The sequence below is a fragment of the Arenimonas sp. genome, assembly GCF_041913985.1.
Taxonomy (GTDB): domain Bacteria; phylum Pseudomonadota; class Gammaproteobacteria; order Xanthomonadales; family Xanthomonadaceae; genus Arenimonas.
Genome location: NZ_JAYSEG010000014.1, coordinates 14,212 through 37,985, shown reverse-complemented (window position 1 = coordinate 37,985; position 23,774 = coordinate 14,212). Strand labels below are relative to the sequence as shown.

The 23,774-nt window shown below is 73.0% G+C and carries 25 protein-coding genes; 19 read left to right on the top strand and 6 right to left on the bottom strand.

Annotated features, from left to right (window positions below; all coding sequences use genetic code 11):
• The 6 genes from ACE3Q2_RS06710 to ACE3Q2_RS06685 form a co-directional block, all read left to right on the top strand.
• On the top strand, window positions 1–749 hold a 749-nt coding region (locus ACE3Q2_RS06710), incomplete at its 5' end, for a DUF4159 domain-containing protein (RefSeq protein ID WP_374473487.1).
• A 19-nt stretch (window positions 750–768) separates the two neighbouring features.
• A complete protein-coding gene (locus tag ACE3Q2_RS06705) occupies window positions 769–1,764 on the top strand; it encodes an AAA family ATPase (RefSeq protein WP_374473486.1) in 996 nt (331 codons plus the stop codon).
• 7 nt (window positions 1,765–1,771) lie between these two features.
• Window positions 1,772–2,668 (top strand): DUF58 domain-containing protein, encoded by an 897-nt coding sequence (locus ACE3Q2_RS06700; protein WP_374473485.1) that lies wholly within the window; start codon window positions 1,772–1,774, stop codon window positions 2,666–2,668.
• The gene (locus ACE3Q2_RS06695) at window positions 2,665–3,804 is read left to right on the top strand and encodes a BatA domain-containing protein (protein ID WP_374473484.1); all 1,140 of its coding nucleotides are present in this window, start codon (window positions 2,665–2,667) and stop codon (window positions 3,802–3,804) included. Before ACE3Q2_RS06700 ends, ACE3Q2_RS06695 begins: the two co-directional genes overlap by 4 nt.
• Complete coding sequence (locus tag ACE3Q2_RS06690) at window positions 3,801–5,909, top strand: hypothetical protein (RefSeq protein WP_374473483.1); 2,109 nt, start codon at window positions 3,801–3,803, stop codon at window positions 5,907–5,909. Before ACE3Q2_RS06695 ends, ACE3Q2_RS06690 begins: the two co-directional genes overlap by 4 nt.
• Window positions 5,906–7,708, top strand: coding sequence for a carboxypeptidase regulatory-like domain-containing protein (locus tag ACE3Q2_RS06685; RefSeq protein WP_374473482.1), 1,803 nt, complete (start codon window positions 5,906–5,908; stop codon window positions 7,706–7,708). Before ACE3Q2_RS06690 ends, ACE3Q2_RS06685 begins: the two co-directional genes overlap by 4 nt.
• A gap of 26 nt (window positions 7,709–7,734) precedes the next feature.
• On the opposite strand, the gene ACE3Q2_RS06680 is transcribed toward ACE3Q2_RS06685, so the two are convergent.
• Complete coding sequence (locus ACE3Q2_RS06680) at window positions 7,735–9,354, bottom strand: HD domain-containing phosphohydrolase (RefSeq protein WP_374473481.1); 1,620 nt, start codon at window positions 9,352–9,354, stop codon at window positions 7,735–7,737.
• Between the two features lie 115 nt (window positions 9,355–9,469).
• Here ACE3Q2_RS06680 and ACE3Q2_RS06675 point away from each other — a divergent pair, with 115 nt between their 5' ends.
• The 7 genes from ACE3Q2_RS06675 to ACE3Q2_RS06645 all read left to right on the top strand — a co-directional run bounded on the left by ACE3Q2_RS06675 (window position 9,470) and on the right by ACE3Q2_RS06645 (window position 15,243).
• Window positions 9,470–10,630 carry a pepsin-like aspartic protease gene (locus tag ACE3Q2_RS06675; RefSeq protein ID WP_374473480.1) on the top strand — a complete coding sequence of 387 codons (1,161 nt, stop codon included), beginning with the start codon at window positions 9,470–9,472 and terminating at the stop codon, window positions 10,628–10,630.
• The gene (locus ACE3Q2_RS06670) at window positions 10,631–11,152 is read left to right on the top strand and encodes a GNAT family N-acetyltransferase (protein ID WP_374473479.1); all 522 of its coding nucleotides are present in this window, start codon (window positions 10,631–10,633) and stop codon (window positions 11,150–11,152) included. It begins immediately after the preceding gene.
• 49 nt (window positions 11,153–11,201) lie between these two features.
• Entirely contained in the window at window positions 11,202–12,014 is an 813-nt protein-coding gene (locus ACE3Q2_RS06665; protein ID WP_374473478.1) for an SAM-dependent methyltransferase, read from the top strand.
• 23 nt (window positions 12,015–12,037) lie between these two features.
• A complete protein-coding gene (locus tag ACE3Q2_RS06660) occupies window positions 12,038–12,325 on the top strand; it encodes a hypothetical protein (protein WP_374473477.1) in 288 nt (95 codons plus the stop codon).
• Between the two features lie 22 nt (window positions 12,326–12,347).
• Window positions 12,348–14,108, top strand: coding sequence for a diguanylate cyclase (locus ACE3Q2_RS06655; RefSeq protein WP_374473476.1), 1,761 nt, complete (start codon window positions 12,348–12,350; stop codon window positions 14,106–14,108).
• 274 nt (window positions 14,109–14,382) lie between these two features.
• Window positions 14,383–14,682 (top strand): hypothetical protein, encoded by a 300-nt coding sequence (locus ACE3Q2_RS06650; protein WP_231698267.1) that lies wholly within the window; start codon window positions 14,383–14,385, stop codon window positions 14,680–14,682.
• Between the two features lie 36 nt (window positions 14,683–14,718).
• On the top strand, window positions 14,719–15,243 hold the full coding sequence (locus ACE3Q2_RS06645) for a GNAT family N-acetyltransferase (protein ID WP_374473475.1): 525 nt from the start codon (window positions 14,719–14,721) through the stop codon (window positions 15,241–15,243).
• A gap of 91 nt (window positions 15,244–15,334) precedes the next feature.
• On the opposite strand, the gene ACE3Q2_RS06640 is transcribed toward ACE3Q2_RS06645, so the two are convergent.
• A complete protein-coding gene (locus ACE3Q2_RS06640) occupies window positions 15,335–15,715 on the bottom strand; it encodes an HU family DNA-binding protein (protein ID WP_043803873.1) in 381 nt (126 codons plus the stop codon).
• Between the two features lie 202 nt (window positions 15,716–15,917).
• Here ACE3Q2_RS06640 and ACE3Q2_RS06635 point away from each other — a divergent pair, with 202 nt between their 5' ends.
• Window positions 15,918–16,655, top strand: coding sequence for an aspartate/glutamate racemase family protein (locus ACE3Q2_RS06635; RefSeq protein ID WP_374473474.1), 738 nt, complete (start codon window positions 15,918–15,920; stop codon window positions 16,653–16,655).
• A 12-nt stretch (window positions 16,656–16,667) separates the two neighbouring features.
• On the opposite strand, the gene ACE3Q2_RS06630 is transcribed toward ACE3Q2_RS06635, so the two are convergent.
• Window positions 16,668–16,901, bottom strand: a complete 234-nt coding sequence (locus ACE3Q2_RS06630; RefSeq protein ID WP_374473473.1) for a hypothetical protein — start codon at window positions 16,899–16,901, stop codon at window positions 16,668–16,670.
• A 109-nt stretch (window positions 16,902–17,010) separates the two neighbouring features.
• Between ACE3Q2_RS06630 and ACE3Q2_RS06625 the strand changes: the two genes are divergently transcribed.
• Complete coding sequence (locus tag ACE3Q2_RS06625; RefSeq protein WP_374473472.1) at window positions 17,011–17,268, top strand: DUF3297 family protein; 258 nt, start codon at window positions 17,011–17,013, stop codon at window positions 17,266–17,268.
• Window position 17,269: 1 nt separating this feature from the next.
• Here ACE3Q2_RS06625 and ACE3Q2_RS06620 read toward each other — a convergent pair whose 3' ends face one another.
• Complete coding sequence (locus ACE3Q2_RS06620; RefSeq protein ID WP_374473471.1) at window positions 17,270–18,844, bottom strand: sulfotransferase; 1,575 nt, start codon at window positions 18,842–18,844, stop codon at window positions 17,270–17,272.
• Between the two features lie 88 nt (window positions 18,845–18,932).
• On the opposite strand from ACE3Q2_RS06620, the gene ACE3Q2_RS06615 reads away from it, so the two are divergent.
• From ACE3Q2_RS06615 to ACE3Q2_RS06605, 3 genes are read left to right on the top strand one after another with little or no spacing between them, the layout of a single operon-like run.
• Window positions 18,933–19,931: a catalase family peroxidase gene (locus tag ACE3Q2_RS06615; RefSeq protein ID WP_374473470.1), complete on the top strand. Its 999-nt coding sequence runs from the start codon at window positions 18,933–18,935 to the stop codon at window positions 19,929–19,931.
• A 42-nt stretch (window positions 19,932–19,973) separates the two neighbouring features.
• A complete protein-coding gene (locus tag ACE3Q2_RS06610; RefSeq protein WP_231698274.1) occupies window positions 19,974–20,396 on the top strand; it encodes a universal stress protein in 423 nt (140 codons plus the stop codon).
• Entirely contained in the window at window positions 20,396–20,596 is a 201-nt protein-coding gene (locus ACE3Q2_RS06605; protein WP_231698275.1) for a 4-oxalocrotonate tautomerase family protein, read from the top strand. The genes ACE3Q2_RS06610 and ACE3Q2_RS06605 overlap by 1 nt, the downstream gene beginning before the upstream one ends.
• Here ACE3Q2_RS06605 and ACE3Q2_RS06600 read toward each other — a convergent pair.
• Complete coding sequence (locus ACE3Q2_RS06600) at window positions 20,593–21,111, bottom strand: hypothetical protein (RefSeq protein WP_374473469.1); 519 nt, start codon at window positions 21,109–21,111, stop codon at window positions 20,593–20,595. The two genes, ACE3Q2_RS06605 and ACE3Q2_RS06600, sit on opposite strands and share 4 nt — an antisense overlap.
• A gap of 104 nt (window positions 21,112–21,215) precedes the next feature.
• Window positions 21,216–22,655, bottom strand: coding sequence for a YdiU family protein (locus ACE3Q2_RS06595; RefSeq protein WP_374473468.1), 1,440 nt, complete (start codon window positions 22,653–22,655; stop codon window positions 21,216–21,218).
• Window positions 22,656–22,835: 180 nt separating this feature from the next.
• Between ACE3Q2_RS06595 and ACE3Q2_RS06590 the strand changes: the two genes are divergently transcribed.
• Window positions 22,836–23,768 (top strand): RES domain-containing protein, encoded by a 933-nt coding sequence (locus ACE3Q2_RS06590; protein WP_374473467.1) that lies wholly within the window; start codon window positions 22,836–22,838, stop codon window positions 23,766–23,768.
• Window positions 23,769–23,774: the final 6 nt, after the last annotated feature.

Below are 23,774 nucleotides of genomic sequence, written 5' to 3'. Positions count from 1 at the left end.
GCTCATACCCCTCCCCGGGGGGGCCCGCGGGGGGGTGGCGGGGGGGGGGGCGGAGGCTGGGGGGTGTTTCCCGGGGCGGGCGCGGCCCCCCCGGGCCCCCGCCGCCCGCGCCCCCCGCGCGCCCCCCCACGGCTGACTACGACTTCTGGTTCACGCGGCTGATGTACGACTCGGGAGACTGGGACGTGGACCAGCGCATGCCGGCGAACGTCATCACCTCGCTGATCGAATACACGAAGCTGCGGGTGGACCCGAAGGAACACGTGCTGGCCCTGGCCGACCCGCGCATGCTGCAGGCGCCGTTCTGCTACCTGGCCGGGCACAAGCTGGTGGAGTTCAACCCGGAGGAGCGCCGCAACTTCGAGCGCTACGTGCGCAGCGGCGGCTTCGTGTTCGTGGACGACTGCAACCACGACATCGACGGGCTGTTCGCCAAGTCGTTCGAAGCCGAGATGGCGTCCATCTTCGGCCCGCGCGCGCTGCAGAAGCTGCCGCCGCGCCACCCGGTCTACTCCAGCTTCTTCCGCTTCGACGGCCCGCCCGCCACCGGCTTCGAGCTCAACGGCTGGGGCGACGACCTGGTGCACGACTACCTCAAGGGCATCACCGTCGACGGCCGCCTCGGCGTGCTCTACAGCAACAAGGACTACGGCTGCGAATGGGACTACGACTGGCGCAACAAGCGCTGGCTGGCCGAAGACAACACCAAGTTCGCGGTGAACATCGTGATGTACGCGCTCACCGCCTGACCCCCACCCTGGACCCCCGATGACCGCTTCCGTTTCCGCCCAAGACCTGCAGGCCCAGCTCGCCCGCATCACCCCGCTGCGCGAGGCCATCGGCCAGGCCATCGTCGGCCAGCACGACGTGGTCGAGCAGCTGCTCATCGGCCTGCTGGCCGGCGGCCACTGCCTGCTCGAAGGCGTGCCCGGCCTGGGCAAGACCCTGCTGGTGCGCACGCTTGGCCAGGCGCTCGACCTGCAGTTCCGCCGCGTGCAGTTCACCCCCGACCTGATGCCCAGCGACATCCTGGGCACCGAGATCCTGGAAGAAGACCACGGCACCGGCCACCGCCACTTCAAGTTCCAGCCCGGCCCGGTGTTCACCAACCTGCTGCTGGCCGACGAACTCAACCGCACGCCGCCCAAGACCCAGGCCGCCCTGCTCGAGGCCATGCAGGAAAAAACCGTGAGCTACGCCGGCGTGACCCACGAACTGCCGGCGCCGTTTTTCGTGCTGGCCACCCAGAACCCGCTCGAGCAGGCCGGCACCTACCCGCTGCCCGAGGCCCAGCTCGACCGCTTCCTGCTGCACGTGAAGGTGGACTACCCGAGCGAAGCCGAGGAGCGCGCCATCATCGAGCAGACCACCGGCAGCAGCGCCGCCAAAGTGCCGCAGGTGATGCACGGCGCCGACGTGCTCGCGCTGCAGGCGCGCGTGCGCGAAGTGCACCTGGGCGCCGACCTGCTCGACTGGATCACCCGCCTGGTGCGCGCCAGCCGCCCGGGCGCCGCTGCGCCGGCCGAGATCAACCAGTACGTGAAGTGGAGCGCCGGCCCGCGCGCCGGGCAGTCGCTGGTGCTGGCCGCGAAGGCGCGCGCCCTGCTCAACGGCCGCTTCGCCGCCACCCGCGACGACATCGCCGCGCTGGCCGCGCCCGTGCTGCGCCACCGTCTGCTGCTGTCGTTCGCGGCCGAAGCCGAGCAAAAGAGCGCCGACGACGTCGTGGCGGCCCTGCTGCGCGCCGTGCCGCACCCCGCGTAAGGCGCCCATGTCCGGCCCGGACTTCATTCCCGCCGCGGTGTGCGCCCGGCTCAAGGACCTGCGCCTCGCCGGGCGCCGGGCCGCGGGCGGGCACGGCTTCGGCCAGCACCGCAGCCGCAGCCGCGGCGCCGGGCTAGAGTTCGCGCAGTACCGCGCCTACGAACCGGGCGACGAACTGCGCCAGATCGACTGGAAGCTCTACGCGCGCTCCGACCGCTTCTTCGTGCGCGAGTCCGAGCGCGACAGCCCGCTCACCGCCTGGGTGCTGGTGGACGCCACCGCCTCCATGGCCCAGGGCGACGCCGCGCGCCCGGGCTGGACGCGCCTGGACGCCGCCCGCGCGCTGGCCGCCTGCGTGTTCGAACTGGCCCTGCGCCAGGGCGACCGCTTCGGCCTGGCCGCCATCAGCGGCGACGGCCTGCACCTGGTGCCGCCCGGCGCCGGCCCGCGCCACCGCGACCGCTGCCTGCTGGAACTGCAGGGCCTGCGCGCCCGCGGCGAGTGGCCCGACGAAACGCGCCTGCGGCCGCTGTGGGAACGCATCGGCGCCGGCCAGCTGGTACTGCTGCTGGGCGACGACTTCGACGAAGGCGCCATGGTGCTGATGGAAAAGCTGTCGGCGGCGCGGCGCGAGGTGCTCAACATCCAGCTGCTCACCGCCGAGGAGCGTGACTTCCCCTTCCGCGGCGGCCACCGCTTCCGCGACCCGGAAACCGAAGCCGAACTCATCGGCGACGGCGTCGCCGCGCGCGCCGATTTCCTGGCGCGCTTCGCCGCCGCACGCGAGGCGCTGCAGGGCCGCCTGGCCGCCAGCGGCGTGCGCCGCGTCGAATACTTCCTCGACCAGCCGCTCGACGCCCCGCTGCGCCGCCTGCTGGCCCCGCAGGCCGCGGAGCGCGCATGAGCCTGGCCTTCCCGCTGGGCCTGCTGGCGCTGCTGGGCCTGGCCCTGCCGCTGCTGGTGCACCTGGCCCGGCGCGAGGAACAGGTGCCCACGATGTTCGCCGCGCTGCGCTGGCTGCAGGCCAGGCGCAAGCCGCAGCGTCGCTTCCGGCTGGAGGAATTCCTGCTGCTGGCGCTGCGCCTGGCGCTGGTGACCGGCCTGGCGCTGCTGCTGGCGGCGCCCTTCCTGCGCGGCAGCACCGGCGCGCCCGCCTGGGTGCTGGTTCACCCCGCGCTGGACCCCGCGCAGGTGCAGCGCGACGCCGACACGCCCGCGCACTGGCTGGCGCCCGGTTTCCCGCCCGTGGATTCGCCGGCGCCCGCCGCGCCGGTGCCGGTGGCCAGTCTGCTGCGCCAGGCCGACGCCGAACTCGCGCCGTCCACCGCGCTGGCTGTGTGGCTGCCCGAACGCGTGGACGGCTTCGACGGCGAGCGCCCGCGCCTGTCGCGCGCGGTGGACTGGCGCGTGCTGCCGGCCGCCGACCGCACTACGGCGGTTGAAGCGCATGCCACGCCGTTCGCGCTCGCCATCCGCCACGCGCCGGACCGCGCCGACCAGGCCCGCTGGCTGCGCGCCGCGCAGAAGGCCTGGCAGGTGGCCGCCCATGCCGAGGCGCCCGCTGGCGATGCCGCCATCACCGGCACGCCGCTGCCCGAGGGTACGCAGGCCGTGGCCTGGCTGGCCGAAGGCGATCTGCCGGAAAACCTGCTCGCCTGGATCGAAGCCGGCGGCACCGCACTGCTCGCGCATGACGCCACGTGGCCCGCCGGCGCCGCCGGCAACGCCGACGACACCGACTGGCTGCGCGAAGCCCGCCTCGGCGCCGGCCGCGTGCTGCAGTGGCGCCAGCCGCTGGTTGCGGAGGCCCTGCCGGCACTGCTGGAACCCGCGTTCCCCACGCGCCTGCGCGCCCGCCTGCAGCCGCCCCCGCCTGCCCCCACGCTGGCCGACGCCGCGGCCCTGGCGCCGCGTCCCGGCGCCGGCGGCTTCGAACCCGCGCCGCGTCCGCTGGAGCCTTGGCTGCTGGCCGCGCTGGGGCTGCTGTTCGCGCTCGAACGCTGGTTCGCCGCCAGCCCGCGCCGCGGGGTGGCCGCATGAGCGCGCCGGCGAAACTGCGGCAGGCCATGGCGGCCGCGCGCTGGCGCAGCAGCGCCGTCGTGTTCGCGTTCGCCGCGCCGATGGCGCTGGCGGTCGGCGCGCTGGCCTGGCGCGTCGCGGGCCCGGCGCAGGCCGCGCTGGCGGCCGCCGCGCTGCTGGCCGCCGCGGTGCCCGTGGCGCTGCATCGCCGGCGCGCCTTCGACGACCGCTGGGCCGCCCGCCGCCTCAACGCCGACGTGGCGATGCAGGACAGCGCCGACCTGCTGTTCGCCGAATCCGCCACGCTCGGCCCGCTGCAGCAGCTGCAGCGCGAACGCCTGGAGCAGCACCTCGCCACCGCGCGGTCGCTCGACCTGCGCACGCCGTGGCCCGCGCGCGCGCTCGCGCTTGCCGGGTTCGCCGGCGTGGTCACCGCGGCCGCGCTGCTGCTGTGGCCCGCCACGCCGGCCGAACGCGCCGCCGCAGAACGCGCGGCGCGCGACGCCGCCGTGCCGGAGGCCACGCATTACGTACTGACCGGCAGCCAGCTCGACATCGCCCCGCCGGCCTACACCGGCCTGCCCGTGCGCACCGAAACCACGCTCTCGGCGCAGGCACCCGAGGGCGCGCGCCTGCGCTGGCGCCTGCGCTTCTCACCGCAGCCCGAGGCCATGGCGCTGCGCCTGCACGACGGCAGAACCCTGCCCATGCAGCGCGAGGGCGAGGACTGGGTGGCCGAACACACGCTCGTGCGCTCCACGCTCTACCGCCTGGTGCCCACCGGCGCGCTGCCGCTGGCCGACGACGCCCTGCACCGCCTCGACGCCCAGCCCGACCAGGCGCCGCAGCTGCGCGTGATTGCGCCCGAGCGCAGCCTCAGCCTGCGCAGCGAAGGCCAGCGCACCTGGGCGCTGGAATTCGAGGCCAGCGACGACCATGGCCTCGGCCCCGCGCGCCTGCAGGTGACCCTGGCCCAGGGCAGCGGCGAACAGGTGACGGTGAGCGAACGCAGCGTGGCCGTGCGCGGCGAAGGCGAGCCGAAGCTGCGGCGCTACCGCCAGTCGCTGGACCTGGCCTCGCTGGGCCTGGCCGAAGGCGACGACCTGATCGTCCGCCTGGAAGTGGCCGACAACCGCACGCCGGCGCCGCAGCGCGCGCGCAGCGCCAGCCTCATCCTGCGCTGGCCGATGCCGCCCAGCGGCGAATCCACCGGCATGGAAGGCCTGGTGAAGAAGACCCTGCCGGCCTATTTCCGCAGCCAGCGCCAGATCATCATCGACGCCGAAGCGCTGGTGGCCGAGAAGCCGCGCCTCGCCGCCGACGCGTTCCTCGACCGCTCCGACGCCATCGGCGTGGACCAGCGCATCCTGCGCATGCGCTACGGCCAGTTCCTGGGCGAGGAAAACGCCGGCCAGCCGGAAGCGCCGCCGCACGAGGACGGCGAAGCACACGGCGAAGACGACGGCCACGACCACGGCGACGAAGGCGGCGCGGCGCTCGGCGGCGCCATCCGCGTGCTCGAGGAATACGGCCACACCCACGACGACGCCGAGGCCGCCACCCTGCTCGACCCGGAAACCCGCGCCCTGCTCAAGCAGGCGCTGGACGCCATGTGGTCGTCGGAAGGCGAACTGCGCCAGGGCCAGCCGGCGCGCGCGCTGCCGCACGCCTACCGGGCGCTGGGTTTCATCAAGCAGGTGCAGCAGGCCAGCCGCATCTACCTGGCGCGCGTGGGCCTGGAGCTGGCGCCGATCGACGAAGCGCGGCGCATGACCGGCAAGCGCGAAGGCCTGGGCGACCGCCGCACCGGCCTGGTGCCCGCCGAAACGAAGGATTCGCCGGTGCCGGCGCTGTGGCGCGCACTGGACGCCGATGGCGCGCTGGAATTGCAGCCCTTCGCCGACTGGCTGCAGGCCAACGAAACCAAGCTCGAGGACCCGCTCTCCCTGGTGGCCGCACTCGACGCCCTGCGTGCGCAGCCCGACAGCCCCGAACACCGCCAGCACCTGCGCGCCCTGCTCTGGCCCCTGCTGCCGGCGCCGGTGGCCGGCGTGGCGCCGCGCGCCGCCCCGGACGCCGCCGGCGCCGCCTACCTCGACGCGCTCACGGAGGAACCGTCGCCATGAGCCCCTTGAACCTGAACCAAGTGAACCAGGTTGATTTTTCGAACCTGGTTGGAATTTCGCTGCTGGCCATCGTGCTGCTATCCACCGCGCGCCTGGCCTGGCAGCTGCGCGCGGGCACGCTGCCCTGGCCGCGCTTCCTGCTGCGCTTCGCGGGCCAGGCAGCCAGTGCGGCGCTGCTGTATTTCGTGCTGTTCCCGCCGCTGCAGCCCGGCCACGCGGGCGCGCTGGTGGTGCTGACGGCCGGGGCTGGAATGCCGGCGAACCTGTCACCGGGCGACATGCTGGTCGTGGTTCCGGAAGCCGGCGACGTGGCCGGCGCCGAACGCGTGCCCGACCTGGGCACCGCGCTGCGCCGCCACGCCGGGCATTCGCCGGTGCGCGTGCTCGGCCTGGGTTTGCCGGCGCGCGACCACGATGCGGCGCGTGGCGTGGCGTTGGCCTTCGAACCGGCGCCGCTGCCCGAAGGCCTGCAGTCGCTCGAGGCGCCGGCGAGCGTCGTCACCGGTCGCCAGTGGGAAGTGCGCGGCCTCGCCACCGGCCTGGCCGGCGGCCGCGCCGAACTGCGCGACCCGGCCGACGAAGTCGTAGCGCGTGCCGCGCTCAACGAGACCGGCGGCTTCACCCTGGCCACGTCCGCCGGCCTGCCCGGCCAGGTGGACTACACGCTGCAGCTGCGCGGGGCCGACGACACCGTGGCGCAATCGCTGGCCCTGCCCCTGCAGGTACGCGACGCCGCGCCACGCCGCATTCTGCTGCTCGCCGGCGGCGCCTCGCCGGAAGTGAAGTACCTGCGCCGCTGGGCGGTGGACGCTGGCCTGCGCCTGCACAGCGTCATCAGCCTTGGCGGCGGCGTGGAACTGGGCGACCCGCCGCTGCCGATCACCGCGGCCGCGCTGGCCGAATTCGACCTGGTGCTGCTCGACGATCGCGCCTGGCGCGACCTCGGCGAGGGCGGCCGCGCCACGCTGAAGGCCGCGGTGCGCGACGGCCTAGGCGTGCTGCTGCGGATCACCGGCGAACTCACCGCCACCGACCGCACCGTGCTGCGCACCTGGGGCCTGCAGGCCGACACCGCCGACATCGCCCGCGGCCTGCGCCTGCCCGGCACCGAACACGCCGACGCCACGCTGGCGCTGGACGCCGAAACCCGCGCCGCCGACGTGGCGCCCCTGCTCAGCCGCCGCCCGCTGGCGCTGTCGGCCGCCGATGGCGCGGTGCTGCTGCGCGCCGGCGACGAGGCGCCACTGGCGCTGTGGCGCGCCGAGGGCCGCGGCCGCGTGGCGCTGTGGACACTGTCGGACAGCTACCGGCTTTGGCTGGCGGGCCGACGCAGCGCCTACGGCCAGCTGTGGGCGAACGCCGTGGACACCCTGGCGCGTGGCGCGGAAGCCGCCCTGCCGGAGCTGCCAACGCACGCCTGGCTCAACCAGCGCGTCGCGTTCTGCGGCCTGCCCGATGGCGCTCGCGTGCGCGCGCCCGACGGTGCCGAAACCGCGCTGCTGCCCGACCCCACGGCCGGCGACGCGCGCTGCGCAGCCTTCTGGCCGACGCAGCCGGGGCGGCACGCGGTGCTTGTGGGCGACCAGGCATGGCCGCTGCTCGTGCGCGACCCCGCCGAGCTTCCCGCGATGGCGGCGCGCGAAAACCAGCTCGCGACGCTGGCGCTGGTGAACGCTGGAGGCGCCACCGCCGCGAACCCCGCCCCGGTGCCCGGCCCGCGCTGGCCCTGGTTCGTCGCCTGGCTGCTGCTGAGCAGCGCGCTGTGGTGGCTGGAACGCCGCCGCGCTGCCGCAACTTGAACCTGTAGGAGCGGCTGAAGCCGCTCCTACAACGAGCTGTCGCGGGCGGCGAGCTCGGCGGCCAGTTCGGGCGAGACGCCGGGAATGCGGTGCCAGTCGATCACGTCCACCTGCTCCGGGGGCAGGAAGCGCTGCGCGTATTCCAGGTACACGCGCTCGCGCAGGAACACGTCGAACAGGTCCGGGTCCACGTGGTGGTCAAGCTTCATGCGCCCGAGGATCGACAGCGACTCGCTCAGCGTCTTGCCCGGCTTGTACGGCCGGTCGCTGGCGGTGAGCGCCTCGAAGATGTCGGCGATGCCCATCACCCGCGCCTGCACGCTCATCTGTTCGCGGGTCAGGCCGCGCGGGTAACCCTTGCCGTCCATGCGCTCGTGGTGGCCGCCGGCGTACTCGGGCACGTTGCGCAGGTGCGCCGGCCAGGGCAGCGCCTCGAGCAGGCGGATGGTCATGGTGATGTGGTGGTTGATGATCTCGCGCTCGGCGTGGTTGAGCGTGCCGCGGCGGATGCACAGGTTGTCGAGCTCTTCGGCCGACAGGAAGGGCAGCTCGCGGCCATCCGGCCCGCGCCAGGTATGGCGCGCGATGCGGCGCAGCGCCTCGATGCGGTCGTCGTCCATGAATTCGCCGCCGGTATTGGCCTGGCGCACGGCGGCGCGGTCGTCTTCCAGCTGCTCCAGCCGCGCGGCGTAGGCGGCCGCGTCGAGTTCACCGCGCAGGTGGGCGATCTCGGCGTCGCGCCTGAGCACCTCGAAACGCGTGTCCACCAGCTCGATGCGGTCGAACAGGGTCTGCAGCTTGGTGGCCTTGTCCACCACGTGCACCGGCGTGGTGATCTTGCCGCAGTCGTGCAGCAGGCCGGCGATCTTGAGTTCGTAGCGGTCGGCCTCGTCCATCGTGAACTCGGCCAGCGGGCCCACCGTGGTGCGCGCCACCGCGTCGGCCAGCAGGCTGGTCAGCGCCGGCACGCGTTCGCAGTGACCGCCGGTGTAGGGCGATTTTTCGTCGATGGCGGTGTTGATCAGGTTGATCAGCGCTTCGAACAGGTTCTCGAGCTGGTCAATGAGCCGGCGGTTGTTGAGCGCGATCGCCGCCTGCGAGGCCAGCGATTCCACCAGCTGCTGGATGGCGCCGTCGAAGGGCCGGATCGCGCCGGCCTTGTCCTTGGCGTTGATCAGCTGCAGCACGCCGATCACGTGGCCGTCGTGGTCCTTCATGGGCACCGTCAGGAAGGACTGCGAGCGGTAGCCGGTGCGCGCGTCGAAGGCGCGGGTGCCGCCGAAGTCGAAGCCCTCGGCATCGTAGGCGTCGGCGATGTTCACCGTGCGGCCGGTCAGGGCCGCGTGCACCACCACCATCGAATCATTGGCGCGGCCGTCCGGGCCGTGCATGGCGATGGGCGGGAAGTGGATGGGCGCGCCGTGGCGGCCACCCATGAAATAGCCCAGGGAATCATTGCGCAGCACTTCGAAACGCAGGGTGTCGCCTTCCACCAGGTAGAGCGTGCCGCCGTCGGCGTCGGCGAAGTCGCGCGCGGCTTCGAGGATGCGCTCGAGCAGGGTGGCCAGGTCGCGCTCGTGCGACAGGGCCACGCCGATGGCGTTGAGGGTTTCGAGGCGGCTGAGGATCTCGGAGTCGGTGCTCACGGCGGCGGCCTGGCGGGCGGCGGGAATGGCGGAAACACTGCCGGCAAAGCGGGCCGGGCGCAAATGCCGCAGGCCGGGCCTGCGCCGCCGGGCGGCGCCCCGCTATGCTCCGGCCATGGCCGGCGGCATCGAACTCGAAACCACCCTCGCCTACGCCCAGGGCGCCTACACCGTCGCCGCCGCGTTCGGCAGCGAAGGCGACACCGCCCACCTGGTGCTCGACACCGGCAGCAGCACCCTGGCCGTCACCCCCCGCGCCTACCAGCCCGGCCGCGACCGCGCCCTGCAGCGCACGCCCTGGGTGCAGGACATCCGCTACGGCGGCGGCCGCTGGTCGGGGCCGGTGCTGCGTTCGCGCCTGGGCTTCGGCCGGGGCCGCCACGCCCGCGCCATCGACGACGCACTGTTCGCCCTGATCGAAACCGACGCGGCATTCCTGCGCGACGCCGACGGCCTGTGGGGCCTGGCCTACGCCGGCCTGGACCCGGCCAGCGAAGCCGACGTCGCGGCTGCGCCCCGCACCTGGCTCACGCCGGCCTTCAGCGCGCTGGAGGAAGAAGGCGTGGTGCGCAACCGCTTCGCCCTGGCCGTGGGCCGCGCCGTGGTGCATGCGCGCGACGGCGCCACCACCGCCCGCCAGCGCGCCGCCGACCCGCTCAACCGCGGCACCCTGGTGCTGGGCGGCGGCAGCGAACAGCAGCACCTCTACCGCGGCGGCTTCCAGGACGTGCGCATCCTGCACGACCTGTACTACAACGCGAACCTGCGCTGGCTGCGCGTGGGCGACGATGCCCCCATCCCCGTGCCGGCGCTGGCCCCGGCCGACCTCGCCACGCACCACAGCAACGCCCTGCTCGACACCGGCAGCAGCTTCCTGGTGTTCGACGACGCCACCTACGCCGCGCTGCTCGCCGCCCTGGCGCGCCGCGACCCACGCTTCCCCGACCTCGTGGCCCGCGCCCAGCGCGCGCTGGCCGCCGGCGACGGCCTGCCCGACGCCGAGGTGGACCTGCGCCACTGGCCCGACCTGCACCTGGGCCTGGAGGCGCCCAACGGCCGCGACGCCGTGCTGCGCATCCCCGCCGCGCAGTACTGGCCGGGCAACGCGCTGCGCACGGGCCGGCGCCTGTGCCTGCTGGGCGCCCCGCTGCCGCACTTCCGCGGGCAGTCCATCCTGGGCCTGCCGCTGTTCGCCGGCCGCTACGCCGTGTTCGACCGCGGCGCGGGCGGCGGGCTGGGCGTGGTGCGCTTCGCCGCTGCGCGGCAGGCGGCCTGAATGGACGCGCTGGCCGGGCCGCGTCTGCAGCTTCGCCCGCTGGCGGCCGGCGACGCCGGGCTCTACACCCGCCTGTACGCCGACCCGGACACCATGCGCCACGTGCTGCCGCCCGCCGCCGCGGACCAGGCGCGGCGCGCCTTCGACACCGCACTGGAAAGGGCCGCACGGCCCTGGCCCACGCCCCGCGTGTGGGTGCTGGTGCAGCCGCCGGAAGCCGGGGGCCTGGGGCTGGTCGGGCTCGACCCCGACGGCCGCGGCGGCGCCGAAGTGGGCGCGATGATCCCGCCCGCGCACCAGGGCCGCGGCTACGCCACCGAAGCCATCGCCCTGCTCGCCGGCCACGCGTTCACCGAACTGGGCCTGGACGCGCTGCACACCCGCCACGCCGACGGGCATGGCCTGGCCGAAGGCCTGATGCGCCGGCTGGGTTTCGAACCCGCCCCGCGCCAGGCCACCCCGCACCCCATCCGCTGGCGGCTGTCCCGCGCGCGCTGGGAAGCCCTGCAAGGCGACAAGTAACGCACATTCGGCTACGCTCGGGCGGCTATAAGCAGGGGTATCGGGGAACATGGGGAAGCGGGGCAGCCTCGCGTGCGTGGGACTGGGCATGACGCTGGGGGCGCACCTCGCGCCGCGCGCGCGCAGCCACATCGAGCAGGCCGACGTCGTCTTCGTCGCGGTCTCCGACCCCATCGTCGAGCTCTGGGTGCAGCAGATGAACCCGGATGTACGCTCGCTGCAGCCGCTCTACCGCGAAGGCAAGCCGCGCACCGACACCTACCGGGAAATGGTCGAGCTGATGCTGGCGGAAGTCCGCGCCGGCCGCCGCGTCTGCGGTGCGTTCTACGGCCACCCCGGCGTGTTCGCGCAGGCGCCGCACCGCGCCGTGGCGCAGGCGCGCCGCGAGGGCTTCGAAGCCGCCATGGAACCCGGCATTTCCGCCGAAGACTGCCTGTATGCCGACCTGGGCATCGACCCCGGCGAAGTGGGCTGCCAGCACTACGAAGCCAGCCAGCTGATGTTCTACCGGCGCCGCCTCGACACCAGCGCCTACCTGGTGGTCTGGCAGCCCGGCGTCGCCGGCGACCGCGGCTACCGCCGCTTCTCCACGCCCGCCGCCTTCCGCCAGGTGCTGGTTGACCTGCTCGCCGAAGACTATCCGTTGGACCACGAGTGCACCCTCTACGAAGCCGCGACCTCGCCGCTGCAGTCGCCGCGGATCGAAACGCTGGCCCTTCGCGACCTGCCGGCGGCCTCGCTGGCGGCGCATTCCACCCTGGTCCTGCCGCCGGCCGCGCCGCTGCGCAGGAACGAGGCACTGCTCGCCCGCCTGGACTCGCTCGACGAATCCCTGCGACGCGACGAAACCACCACTACTTGAAAAGGGGAGATCGGATGTCGAACGTGATCGGGTTCCTGGAACAGATGGGCAAGAACGCGGCCCTGTCGCGGCTTGAAGGCGAAGAGTTCGCCGCCGCGGTGGACGCCCTGGGCCTGGACGACGCGCCGCGCCAGGCGCTGCTGGCGCGCGACCACGAGGCGCTGAACACGCTGCTCGGTGGCCGCCTGGCCATGACCTGCATGCTCTTCCCGGCCGACGACGACAACAAGAAGGACGACGACCAGGACGACAGCGACCAGCCGGACCAGGACGACCGCAAGGAGTCGGTCCACCGCGCCGGCTTGCACTGACGCACGGTTCGCGCAGGCTACGATGATCCGCAAGATCGCCATCGGCCTGGCCGCGGCGGCGCTGCTCCTGGCGCCGCCGCGGTTGCTGGCGTCACCGGCATTCGAGGCCATGCTGCGGCAGGCGGAAGCCGTGCGCAGCTCGGAGCCGAAGCAGTTCGAGGCGCTGCTGGGGCAGCTCAACGCCAGCATCGGTTCGGCCAGCGTCGCGCAGCGCGAACAGCTCGACTACCTCAAGGCCTACCAGCTCTCCTACAGCGGCCGCTACGACCTGGGCATCCAGGCCGCGAAGGAGCTGTTCGAGAACAGCCAGGACGTGAGCGTGCGCTTCCGCGCCGGCTCACTGATCGTCAACTCCTACGCCTCCACCCGCGATTTCGCCGAGGGGCTGCGCTACCTCAACCAGACCCTCGCCCTGATCGACCAGATCAAGGACCCCGAGCTGCGCCACCACGCCTGGGCGGCCGGCGGTTCGATCAGCAACCACGTGGGCAGCTACGAAGACGGCATCCGCTACGCCGAACTGATGCTGGGTGATTCGCCCAGCCCGCGCACCGCCTGCTTCGCGGGCGCACTGCGCACCGAGGCCTGGTACAACCTGGGCCAGCTCAAGGGCCGCGAAGGCGAGGTCGATGCCCTGGTCAGCCAGTGCACCGCCGCCGGCGAACCCATCTTCACCAACTACGCCCGCGCCTACCGCGCCCGCCAGATGGCCGACTTGGGCGACCGCAACGAAGCGGTGGTCTTCCTCAGCCAGTTCCTGCCCGAGGTGGAGGCCACGCGCTACCCGCGCCTGATCGGCGAGGTGCATTCGACCCTGGCCGAAATCTACCTGGCCGCCGGCGACTTCGGCAGCGCCGAACTCCATGCCCGGCGCACGCTGTCGCAGGGCGCCACCATGGCCAGCTCGGCGCCGCTGGTGGCCGCCTACCGCGTGCTGTTCGAAAGCGCGCTCCAGCGCGGCGACACCGCCGCGGCGCTGGCGCACCACATCAACTACTTCGACGCCAACCAGGCCTACCTCAACGAAGTGAAGGCCCGCGCATACGCCTACCAGCAGGTGATGGGCGAAACCCGCGAGAAGACCCAGGCCATCGAACTGCTCAGCCGCCAGAACCAGGTGCTGCAGCTGCAGCAGCAGGTGGACGCGCAGCAGCAGCGCAACACGCTGCTGCTGGTGCTGCTGCTCGCCGGCCTGCTGGGCACCATCGCCTTCTGGGCCTGGCGCACGAAGAAGGCGCAGCTGCTGTTCCGGCGCCTGGCCGAAACCGACGCGCTCACCGGCATCTCCAACCGCATGCACTTCAGCCGCCGCGCCGAGGAAGCGCTCGACTACTGCCGCAAGGACGGCGAGGACGCCGGCCTGGTGATGTTCGACCTCGACGAGTTCAAGGCCATCAACGACCGCTTCGGCCACGCCGTGGGCGACTGGGTGCTCAAGCAGGTGGCCGAGACCTGCAGCGCGATTTGCCGCAAGCACGACCGCTTCGGCCGCCTCGGCGGCGAAGAATTCGCCTTCCTGCTGGTGGGCTGCGACCTGGGCTCGGCCATCGCACTGGCGCAGGAATGCCGCAAGCGCATCGCCGCCATCGACACCGCGCCCAGCGGCCATGTCTTCCGCATCACCGCCAGCTTCGGCGTGGCGGGCACGCGCAACTGCGGCTACGACTTCCTCACCCTGCTCAGCCGCGCCGACGACGCCCTGTACCGCTCCAAGCGCGAGGGCCGCGACCGCGTGCACGTGCACGGCCTCGAGGCCGCGCCCGCCGAACTCCACGCGGGCTGACTGGCCGGGGCGCGCCTGCGCCCGCGTTGCTCGGAAGACCAGCACGTTCAGCCCGCGTTTCGTCCTTTCCGGCGAACGACCCCGGAACTGTGACCGAGGCCCCGCGCAAAGCGTGCAGCCGCCCGGCAAAACGCATGGAAGTGTGCGCAACTTCCCACAGTTGGCAACTGTGAGGCGTTACGCATCAACAAGTTAGGGCGCTTTCTAGACTGCTCACCAAGGATCGGGGATTCCCCTAGGGAAGCCCGGCCCCTCCCCCCAGCGGAGCAGCAGCATGAACGCCGATCGCCAGTTCAAGCGCCCCCACCTCCCCCGCCTCGCGGCCGTTGCCGCGCTGCTGCTGGCCTTCGCCTCGCCGGCCTTCGCCCAGGGCCAGCTGGCCGTGCAGCCCGACGGTGGCCGCGTGGCCGCCTCGGCTACGGTGACGTTCCGCATCATCGTGCGCGAGACGGTCCGCCTGGACGAAAAGAACCTGGCCGCCAACGTGGTGCGCAACGACCGCCGCTCGCCGCCGGAGCAGCGCCAGGTTGCCGATCTTGGCAACTTGCAGCTGGTGACGCTGGCCCGCCCGTAAGCGGCCCCATAATCGGGCGGCCCCACGGAGCCGCCCATGACCCACCCGCTGCCCGAAACGCCCCGCCTGCGCCTGCGCGAGCTGCACGACGGCGACGCGCGCTTCCTGCTCGAACTGCTCAACGACCCCGACTTCATCGCCAACATCGCCGACCGCGGCGTGCGCAGCGAGGACGACGCGCGCGCCTACCTGGCCACCGGCCCGGCGGCGAGCTACGCACGACACGGCTACGGCATGTGGGCGGTGGAAATGAAACCCGGCGGCGAACTCGCCGGCGTCTGCGGCCTGGTGCGGCGCGACTTCCTGGACCACGCCGACATCGGCTACGCCTTCCTGCCCGCCTGGCGCGGCCGCGGCCTGGCCGCCGAGGCGGCGCGCGCGACGCTGGCGCATGCCTTCGGCCCGCTCGGCCTGCCGCGCCTGCTGGCCATCGTCAACGAAGGCAACCTGGCCTCGCGCCGGCTGCTGGAATCGCTCGGCATGCAGTCGCAGGGACTGCAGCCGGTGGGCGGCCAGGACCTCGTGGTTTACGCGCTCGACAACCCGGCGCACGAGTCCTGAAAACAAACGGGGCGGGCCGCTTGCGCGTGCCCACCCCGTGTTTGCCGCGGCGCGCGCGCCCAGCGGGCGCGGCGCCTGTGCAGCGACCGTATCAGGCCGCGGCGTCCTTGAGCTTCTTGAGCGGACGCACCTTCACCTTGACGGTGGCCGGCTTGGCGGCGAACCACTGCTCTTCCTTGGTGAACGGGTTGATGCCCTTGCGCTTCGGCTTGGCCGGCACGTTGACGACGGTGATCTTCAGCAGGCCCGGCAGGGTGAAGCTGCCCGCGCCCTTCTTCGAGACCGAACCGTGCACGGCGCCTTCCAGCGCGGCCATCACGGCGCGCACGTCCTTCGAGGCGACGCCGGTGGATTCGGCGATGTGCGACACCAGGCCCGACTTGGTCAGGGCTTCCTTGATCGGCTTCGGCGCGGCCGGCTTGGCAGCGGCCTTCGGGGCAGCCTTCTTCTTCGCAGCTTTCTTGGTAGCCATTTTTTTTCCCGTGGTTCTCGGTGGGTAATTGGGGTGCCTGGGAATCGCCCCCGGCCCAGCGAATGTAGGGCAAGTGAAGCGCGCCGCCAAGTGGAAAATGGCGAAAAAACCGGGTTTTTTCGCAAGCCCGGCAAACCCGGGGGCCGTTGGGCCGCTTTTTCCCGCGGCCTGCGTATAGGCAGGCCGGTTTGGCCGGGGGAAAATGGCCACTTCGCGAACACGTGGACGAAGCGCCTTGAAGACCCTGGGACTGATCGGCGGCATGAGCTGGGAATCGACCCTGCCCTACTACCGCCTGGCCAACGAGGCCGTGCGCGAGGCCCTGGGCGGCCTGCACAGCGCGCGCCTGGTGCTCTACAGCGTGGACTTCGCCGAGGTGGAGCGCATGCAGCGCGAAGGCCGCTGGGACGACGCCGGGCGCCTGCTGGGCGAGGCCGGGAAGAGCCTGCGCGCCGCCGGCGCCGAAGCCCTGGTGCTGTGCACCAACACCATGCACAAGGTGGCCGCCGACATCGAGGCCCTTTCCGGGCTGCCGCTGCTGCACATCGCCGACCCGACCGCCGGCGCCATCCGCGCCGCCGGCCTGTCGCGCATCGGACTGCTGGGCACGCGCTTCACCATGGAAGGCGAGTTCTACCGGCGCCGGCTGGAGGAAAAGCACGGGCTCGAAGTGCTGGTCCCGGACGAGGCCGACCGCGGGCTCGTGCACCGCGTCATCTACGACGAGTTGTGCCGCGGCCGCATCGAAGACGCCTCGCGCGCGGCCTACCTGGCCGTGATCGACCGCCTGGCGGCGCGCGGCGCCCAGGGCATCGTGCTGGGCTGCACCGAAATCGGCCTGCTGGTGTCGCCCACCGACACCGCGCTGCCGCTGTTCGACACCACGGCGCTGCACGCCCGTGGCGCCGTGGCCTGGGCGCTGGCCGGCGACGCCGGCTGAGCTACCGCCGCTTCAGAGCGTGCCCTGCTCCCAGGGCTTGCGCGCGGCCGGGCGGCGGTCGCGCTGCTGCCGGCGCTCGGACTGGAAGCGCACCTGTTCGCGCCGGTCCTCGCCCTTGCGGCGGTCGCCGCCATCGCGGGTGTTGCAACTGAACTTGGCGCGGCCGGTGATGGGTTCGGCGGGCGCTTCGCCCTCCAGGGGCACCAGGGCCAGGGCGGTGAAGGGGATGTAGGGCAGGTTCGACATGGGCGGCCTCCTGACAGGGGAAAACGCTACTCCCCGCCCGGGCCGGACGCAAACCACGCGCCCGGGCCGGGCCGCTAGAATGCGCGCTTTCCTGAACCGGACCTTCCCCATGAGCGACACCCCTCCCGACCGCCTGTGCACCAACCCGCGCAGCCCTTTCTACAACGAAGCCCTGCTAGAGCGCGGCATCGGCGTGCGCTTCAACGGCACCGAGCGCACCAACGTCGAGGAATACTGCATTTCCGAAGGCTGGGTGCGGCTGCCGGTGGGCAAGTCGCTCGACCGCCGCGGCAATGCCATGACCATGAAGGCCAAGGGCAAGGTCGAGGTGTGGTTCCTCGACGCCGCCGCGCCCGCGCAGGACTGATTCACCCGACGGATTCGCCCAGCGCCTCGGCCAGCGGCCGCAGCGCTTCCCGGTAGGGCAGCCAGTCCGGCGGCGACGGCGCGCGCAGGCCGCCGCGCACCTGGCTGGCGCTGGCGGTGGAAACGGCGCCGCCACGCGCGCCGAGGTCGAGCAGGCCCGGTTCATGGTCCAGGCCCAGGTGCGCCAGCACGCGGCGCAGCTGGGCTTCCGGGTCGCGCAGCAAATCGGCGTGGGCCAGGTCGAGCCAGCGTTCGCCGAGCACGCTGCGCCAGTGCGCGGCGAGCGCGTGCTGGCCGCGCCAGTAGGCGGCCAGCTCGCGCTGGTCGTAGCTGTAGCGGCAGATGTCGCCGTAGAGCTGGCGCAGGTTGGAAAAACACGCGTCCATCGCCGGCCGGAACACGTGCACGAAACGCGCCCGCGGCAGCGCCCGGGCGATGAGCCCCACGTTGAGCAGGTTCGACGGCAGCTTCTCGGTCCAGCCGGCGCGGCCGCGCGCGCGCCAGGCCGAGCGCGCCATGAAGTCGGCGCCCAGCGCGGCGAAATCCAGGCCCGCCGCGCGCTGCAGCATTTCCTCGTCGAGCAGGCCGGCCGGGCGGTAGTCGGCGGCCACGCGCAGGCAGGCGCTGAACTGGCGGCTCTCGCCGCCGTCTGCCAGCCGCGAATGCCCCGCCAGCAGGCGCTCGAGCACGGTGCTGCCGGCGCGGAACAGGCCCACGATGAAGACCGGCGTCGGTTCGCCTTCGCCGTCGTGCCCGGGGCCACCCACGAAACCGGCGTGGCACAGGCGCGGCAGTGCTTCGAACAGGCGCTGGTCGGCCGCGGCGTCGTAGCGCAGGCGCGCGCGCTTGGCGGCGCAGCCGCGTTCGAGCGCGGCCCAGGCTTCGTCGTGGCGGCCGGCGTCGTGCAGTTCCCCGTGCAGGGCGAAGCTGAAGTGGATGTCGTGCTCGGAGCCGGGCGCCACCTGTTCACGCGCGGCCTGCAGGCGGACGATGCGCGCGGGGGCGCCCGCGCGGTCGTGCGCGCGCAGTTCCGACAGGCGCCAGTGCGCGTGGGCGAAATGCGGCGCCAGCGCGATGGCCTGCGTCAGGTCGGCGCGCGCCGCGGCGAAGTCGCCCAGGAAAAGCTGCGTGGTGCCACGCAGGTAGAAGGCCGGGGCATGCGCGGGTTCACGCGCCAGTGCGGCGTCCAGCCAGGGCAGCGCGGCGGCGTGCGCGTCGGCCTGGCCCAGCAGGTCGGCCAGCTCCACCAGGGCGTCCACCGGCGCGTCGGCGGCGCCCGGCCACAGTCGCGCGGCCAGGGCTTCCAGCGCGCGTACTTCGTGCTGCGACTGCAGCTGGCGCGCCAGCGCCAGGGCCAGCGGCCAGGCCGGCGTGGCGCAGGCCAGCGCGCGGGCGGTGGCCGCGTGTTCGCGGCGGGGATGGCCCGCCAGGCCCTCGGCCTTGGCCAGCGCGATCCAGGACGCGGCCTCACCGGGCCGCTTTTCGGCATGGGCGCGAAAGCACGCCGCCGCGGCCGGCCAGTTGCGCCGCGCCGCTTCGGTGTTGCCCTGGCGCCACAGCGCGTCGTCGCCTTCCATGGCGGCGACGCTAGCACGCGGCCCGCGGGAACTTCACGCCGCGCGACGGGGTCTTGGGCCAGCCTGTCTTCCCCACCGGAGCCCGCCCATGCGCCTGTCCCTGCTCGCCACTGCCCTCGCCGCCAGCCTGGCCCTGCCGGCCGCCGCCGCGCCGCCCGCCAACCCGGCGCAGACCGCGCAGGACCTGATCGCCACCTTCGAAGCGCTCTCGGGCGTGCACAAGGGCCAGCGCCGCGGCCACGCCAAGGGTTTCTGCGCGGTGGGCGAATTCACCGCCACGCCGGCGGCGCGCGCGCTGAGCAGCTCGCCGCTGTTCGACGGCGGCACGCACGCGGTGCGCGGGCGCTTTTCCATCGGCGGCGGCAACCCGGCCGCGCCCGACGCCGGCCGCAACGCCCGCGGCCTGGGCCTGGACTTCCAGCTGCCCGGCGGCGCGGCGCACCGCATGGCGCTGCTGAGCGCGCCGGTGTTCGGCGCCGCCACGCCGGAAGGTTTCCTGGCCGCGCTGCGCGCCAACCTGCCCGACCCCGCCACCGGAAAACCCGACCCGGCGAAGCAGGCCGAAGTGCGCGCGCGCTTCCCGGAAACCGCGAACCAGCCCGCCTGGCTGGCCGCCAACAACCCGCCCTGGAGCTACGCCACCACGCCCTACTTCAGCGTGCACACCTTCGTGTTCACCAACGCCGTGGGCCAGGCGCAGCCGCTGCGTTTCCGTCTGGAACCGCGCGACGGCGTGAAGCGCCTGGACGAGGCCGAGCTGGCCAACGCGCCCAAGGATTTCCTGCAAGCGCGCCTTGCCGAGCGGCTGGCCAAGGGCCCGGTGCAGTGGGACCTGGTGCTGACCCTGGCCAACGAAGGCGACGCGCTCGACGACCCCTCGCGCGAATGGACCGGCCCGCACCGCGAAGTGACCGCCGGCACGCTCTCGCTCCGCGCCCCGCAGGGCGACGAGGCGCGCGCCTGCGACGCCATCAACTTCGACCCGAACGTGCTGTCCGCCGGCGTGGCGCCCTCCGCCGACCCGGTGCTGAAGATGCGTTCGCTCGCTTATGCACTTTCTTTCGGCAAGCGCCTGTCGGGCCAGTAGGCGTAAGCTTCGGGCATTCCCATTCCCGACGGAGGCGACCCCATGAAGATCCTGCTCGCGGTGGACGGCAGCAAGGCGGCGCAGGCGGCCACGAAGCTGGCCGCGCAGATGGCCAAGGCCATGGCCGCGCCGCCCACCCTGGTGCTGATGCATTCGGACGCGCCGCTGATGCGCCGCGTGGCCGCGGAGCTGGGCCTCGACGCCACCCGCAAGTACCACGAGGGCAACAGCAACCTCGCGCTCAAGCCCTCGCGCGCGGTGCTCAAGCGCGCCGGCGTGGCCTTCGAGGAAAAGGCCACCGTGGGCGACCCGGCCGACAGCATCACCAAGGCCGCCAAGGCCGGCAAGTTCGACCTGGTCATCATGGGTTCGCACGGCCGCACCGCGCTGAGCAGCGTGCTGCTGGGCTCGGTGGCCAACAAGGTGCTGTCGCAGAGCACGGTGCCCGTGCTGGTGGTGCGCTGATGCCCTACGTCAACGTGCAGATCACCCGCGGCGCCAGCCGCGAACAGAAGGCGGGCCTGGTGAAGGACATCACCGACTCGCTGGTGGCGCGCCTGGGCAAGCACCCGGAGCACATCCACATCGTCATCCAGGAAATCGACGAGGCCGACTGGGGCTACGCCGGCCTGCTCACCGACGACTGGAAGAAGACCCGGCGCTAGGCGGCCGCCACCGGCACCACGCCCTGCGCGCGCATCGCCCGCAGGGTGCTGAAGCCGCCCCAGAGCATGAACAGCACGAAGGCGTGGAAGCCCACGCCGACCCAGTCGCCGGCCAGCACGAACAGCAGGGCGTCGGCGGCGTACACCGCCATGCCGGCGCCGAAGGCCCAGGCCACGAAGCGACGGGACAGGAAGCCGAAGCCGACGAACAGGCCCGCCAGCGACAGCACCGCCGCCGCATGGAACACGCGGCCGGCGGCCGAAGGCGCCTCGAAGGCGCCATCGACGCCGTAGAAGAACAGCGCGTCCACCAGCTGCGTGATGCCCAGGCCCAGCACCATGCCGTAGCCGGCATCGGTCATCGTGGCGATAGAGTTCGCCAGCGACAGGCCCGCCACCCACCAGAACCACGAGGCCGAGCTGCGCACGATGCGTGCCGCTTCTTCCGCCGCCAGCGTCTTGCCGCCCACCTGCACCGGGGCGGCCGGTGCCGCTCCCTGCTTCATCTCATCCATGCCCGCTCCCCCGGGTGACCTTCCAGCGGCCGACTCTGGCAGAGCCGCAAGGCCGCCGGCAATCCGGCCGCGCGAATCGCGAATTCCGGGATACGCCGGGGGGCTCAGGTGCCGCAGAAGGTGTTGCGCACGCGCTCGGCGGGTTCGGGCGGGGCCATGAACGGCGCCTGCGCGGGGCCGTCGTCGAACGGCCGCCGCACCGCCGCCAGCAGGTCCAGGAACGGGGTCAGGTTGCCTTCCGCGGCCGCGGCAAGCGCGGCTTCGACCAGGTGGTTGCGCGGAATGACCGCCGGGTTGGCGGCACGCATCAGCGCGAGGCGTTCGGCCGGTGGCGTTGCTTCGCGCGCCAGGCGCTCGCGCCAGCGCGCCAGCCAGGCGTCCATCGCCGGCGACTTCGGCAGCGCCGTGGGCGCGTCACCCTCGGCCGCCGCCAACAGCGCGCGGAACGACAGCGTGTAATCGGCCTCCACCGCCTGCAGCGCTTCCAGGAAGGCCTGGGCCAGCGCCTCGTCGCCTTCGTGCTCCGTGGCCAGGCCCAGCTTGCGGCGCATGCCTGCGAGCCAGTGCGCGCGGTACACGTCTGCGAAACCTTCGATGGCGGCGCGCGCATCGGCCAGTGCCACGTCGGGGTCGCCGGGGAACAGCGGCAGCAGGCATTCGGCCAGCCGCGCCAGGTTCCACTGCGCGATCGGCGGCTGGTTGCCGAAGGCGTAGCGGCCCTGGCGGTCGATGGCGCTGAAGGCCTTGCCCGGGTGGTATTCGTCGAGGAAGGCGCAGGGGCCGTAGTCGATGGTTTCGCCCGAGACGGCCGCGTTGTCGGTGTTCATGACGCCGTGGATGAAACCCACGTGCATCCACGCCGCCACCAGCCGCGCCTGCGCCTCGGCCACGGCCTGCAGCAGCGCCAGCGGGCGGTTCGGCGCCTCGCGCAGGTGCGGGTAGTGGCGGGCGATGACGTAGTCGAGCAGCCGCGCCACCGAGGCGTCGTCGCCCTGCGCGGCGAAGAACTGGAAGGTGCCCACGCGCACGTGGCTGGCGGCCACGCGGGTGAGCACGGCGCCGGGCAGGATCTCGTCGCGCACCACCACTTCGCCAGTGGCCACGGCCGCCAGCGAACGCGTGGTGGGAATGCCCAGCGCGTGCATGGCTTCGCTCACCAGGAATTCGCGCAGCACCGGGCCGATGGCGGCGCGGCCGTCGCCGCGGCGCGAGAACGGCGTGGGGCCGGCACCCTTGAGCTGCACGTCGAAGCGCCGCCCGCGTGGGTCGCGCACTTCGCCCAGCAGGATGGCGCGGCCGTCGCCCAGCTGCGGCACGAAATGGCCGAACTGGTGGCCGGCGTAGGCCAGCGCGATGGGCCGTGCGCCTTCGGGAAGCACGTTGCCGGAGAAGAATTCCGCGGCGCGCGCAGCCAGCGTGGCATCGAGCCCGAGCTCGTCGGCCAGCGCGTCGTTCCAGGCCAGCAGGCGCGGCGCCTTCACGGGGGTGGGCGCCACGGCGGCGTGGAATCCGGCCGGCAGCGCGGCATAGGTGTGTTCGAACATGCGCGCAGTGTCGCGCGATTCGCGGGGCCATGCCCGCAACGCCCCGTTGCGGGCAATTCCGACGCGGCGCTTGCAGGAATTACCCGCCGGGCCGGGCGCGCGGCCCTGAATTGTCGCGGTTCCGGGCTTGGCAAGGTTCGTGCAGTGCTTCGGGAAGGCCCTCGCCCCCTGGAGAACCACATGCTCAAGCTCGAGATGCCCGTCGACGCCCCCTCCCCCCCGCCGGTGGCGCCCGGACCGGAAGGATTGCGCCGCGCCATGCAGGACGTGCTGTCGGTGGAATCGGATTTCGTGGCGAAGTTCCTGCCCCACCAGGCGATGGCGCGCATACCTTCCGGCTTCCCGGCCTTCGCGCAGTGGCACCACCGGCAGCTCGACGACCCGTCGGTGACGTGGGCCGACGCCGCGCCGGCCTACGCCCTGGCCTGCCTCTCCCACGCGGCCTACGGCGGCGCCTTCGACCCGAGCGTGGAATGGGAGCTGGAACTGCAGTGGGCCGACCTGGCCCCGCTCTCGCGCCTGCCCTGGCCGCAGGCGCGGCGGCTGGTGATGGCCGCCTGGGCCTACCTGTCCGACGACACCGCGCTGCCCGAGGGCCTGGACGCCGCGCTGGAAGCCGCCGCGCACGCCGACGACGACCTGACCGCCCAGCTCGACCTGGAACTGGTGCCCGCCTTCGTGGTGCTGCGCGCCTCCATGGCCCGCCAACCCATGGCCGAATGGCGTACCCGCGGCCAGGAGCGCTGGCTGCCCACCGACACGCCGGCGCTGCTGCTGGCCGCCAGCCCGGCGCTGGCGCTGCTCGACTGCCTCACCCTGCACGGCTTCGGCGAAGACGAGCCGCGCTGCCTGGCCCGCCTGGCCTTCGCGCCGCACCTGCTGCGCAGCGTGGACGCCGGCCCGGGCCACGACGACGCGCTGGCGCAGGCGCGGCTGCGCCGCCAGGTGATGCACTGGGCCACGCACGCCGAATCGCTGCTGCTGCAGGTGCCCAGCCCCACCTGCCCCGGCGAATTCAACCTGCTGGTGAACCCGCGCCACCCCGACTTCGGCCGGCTGCAGCGCTTCGACAGCCGGCCGCTGCAGCTCGACCGGCGCCGGCGGGGCCACTGATGCCGC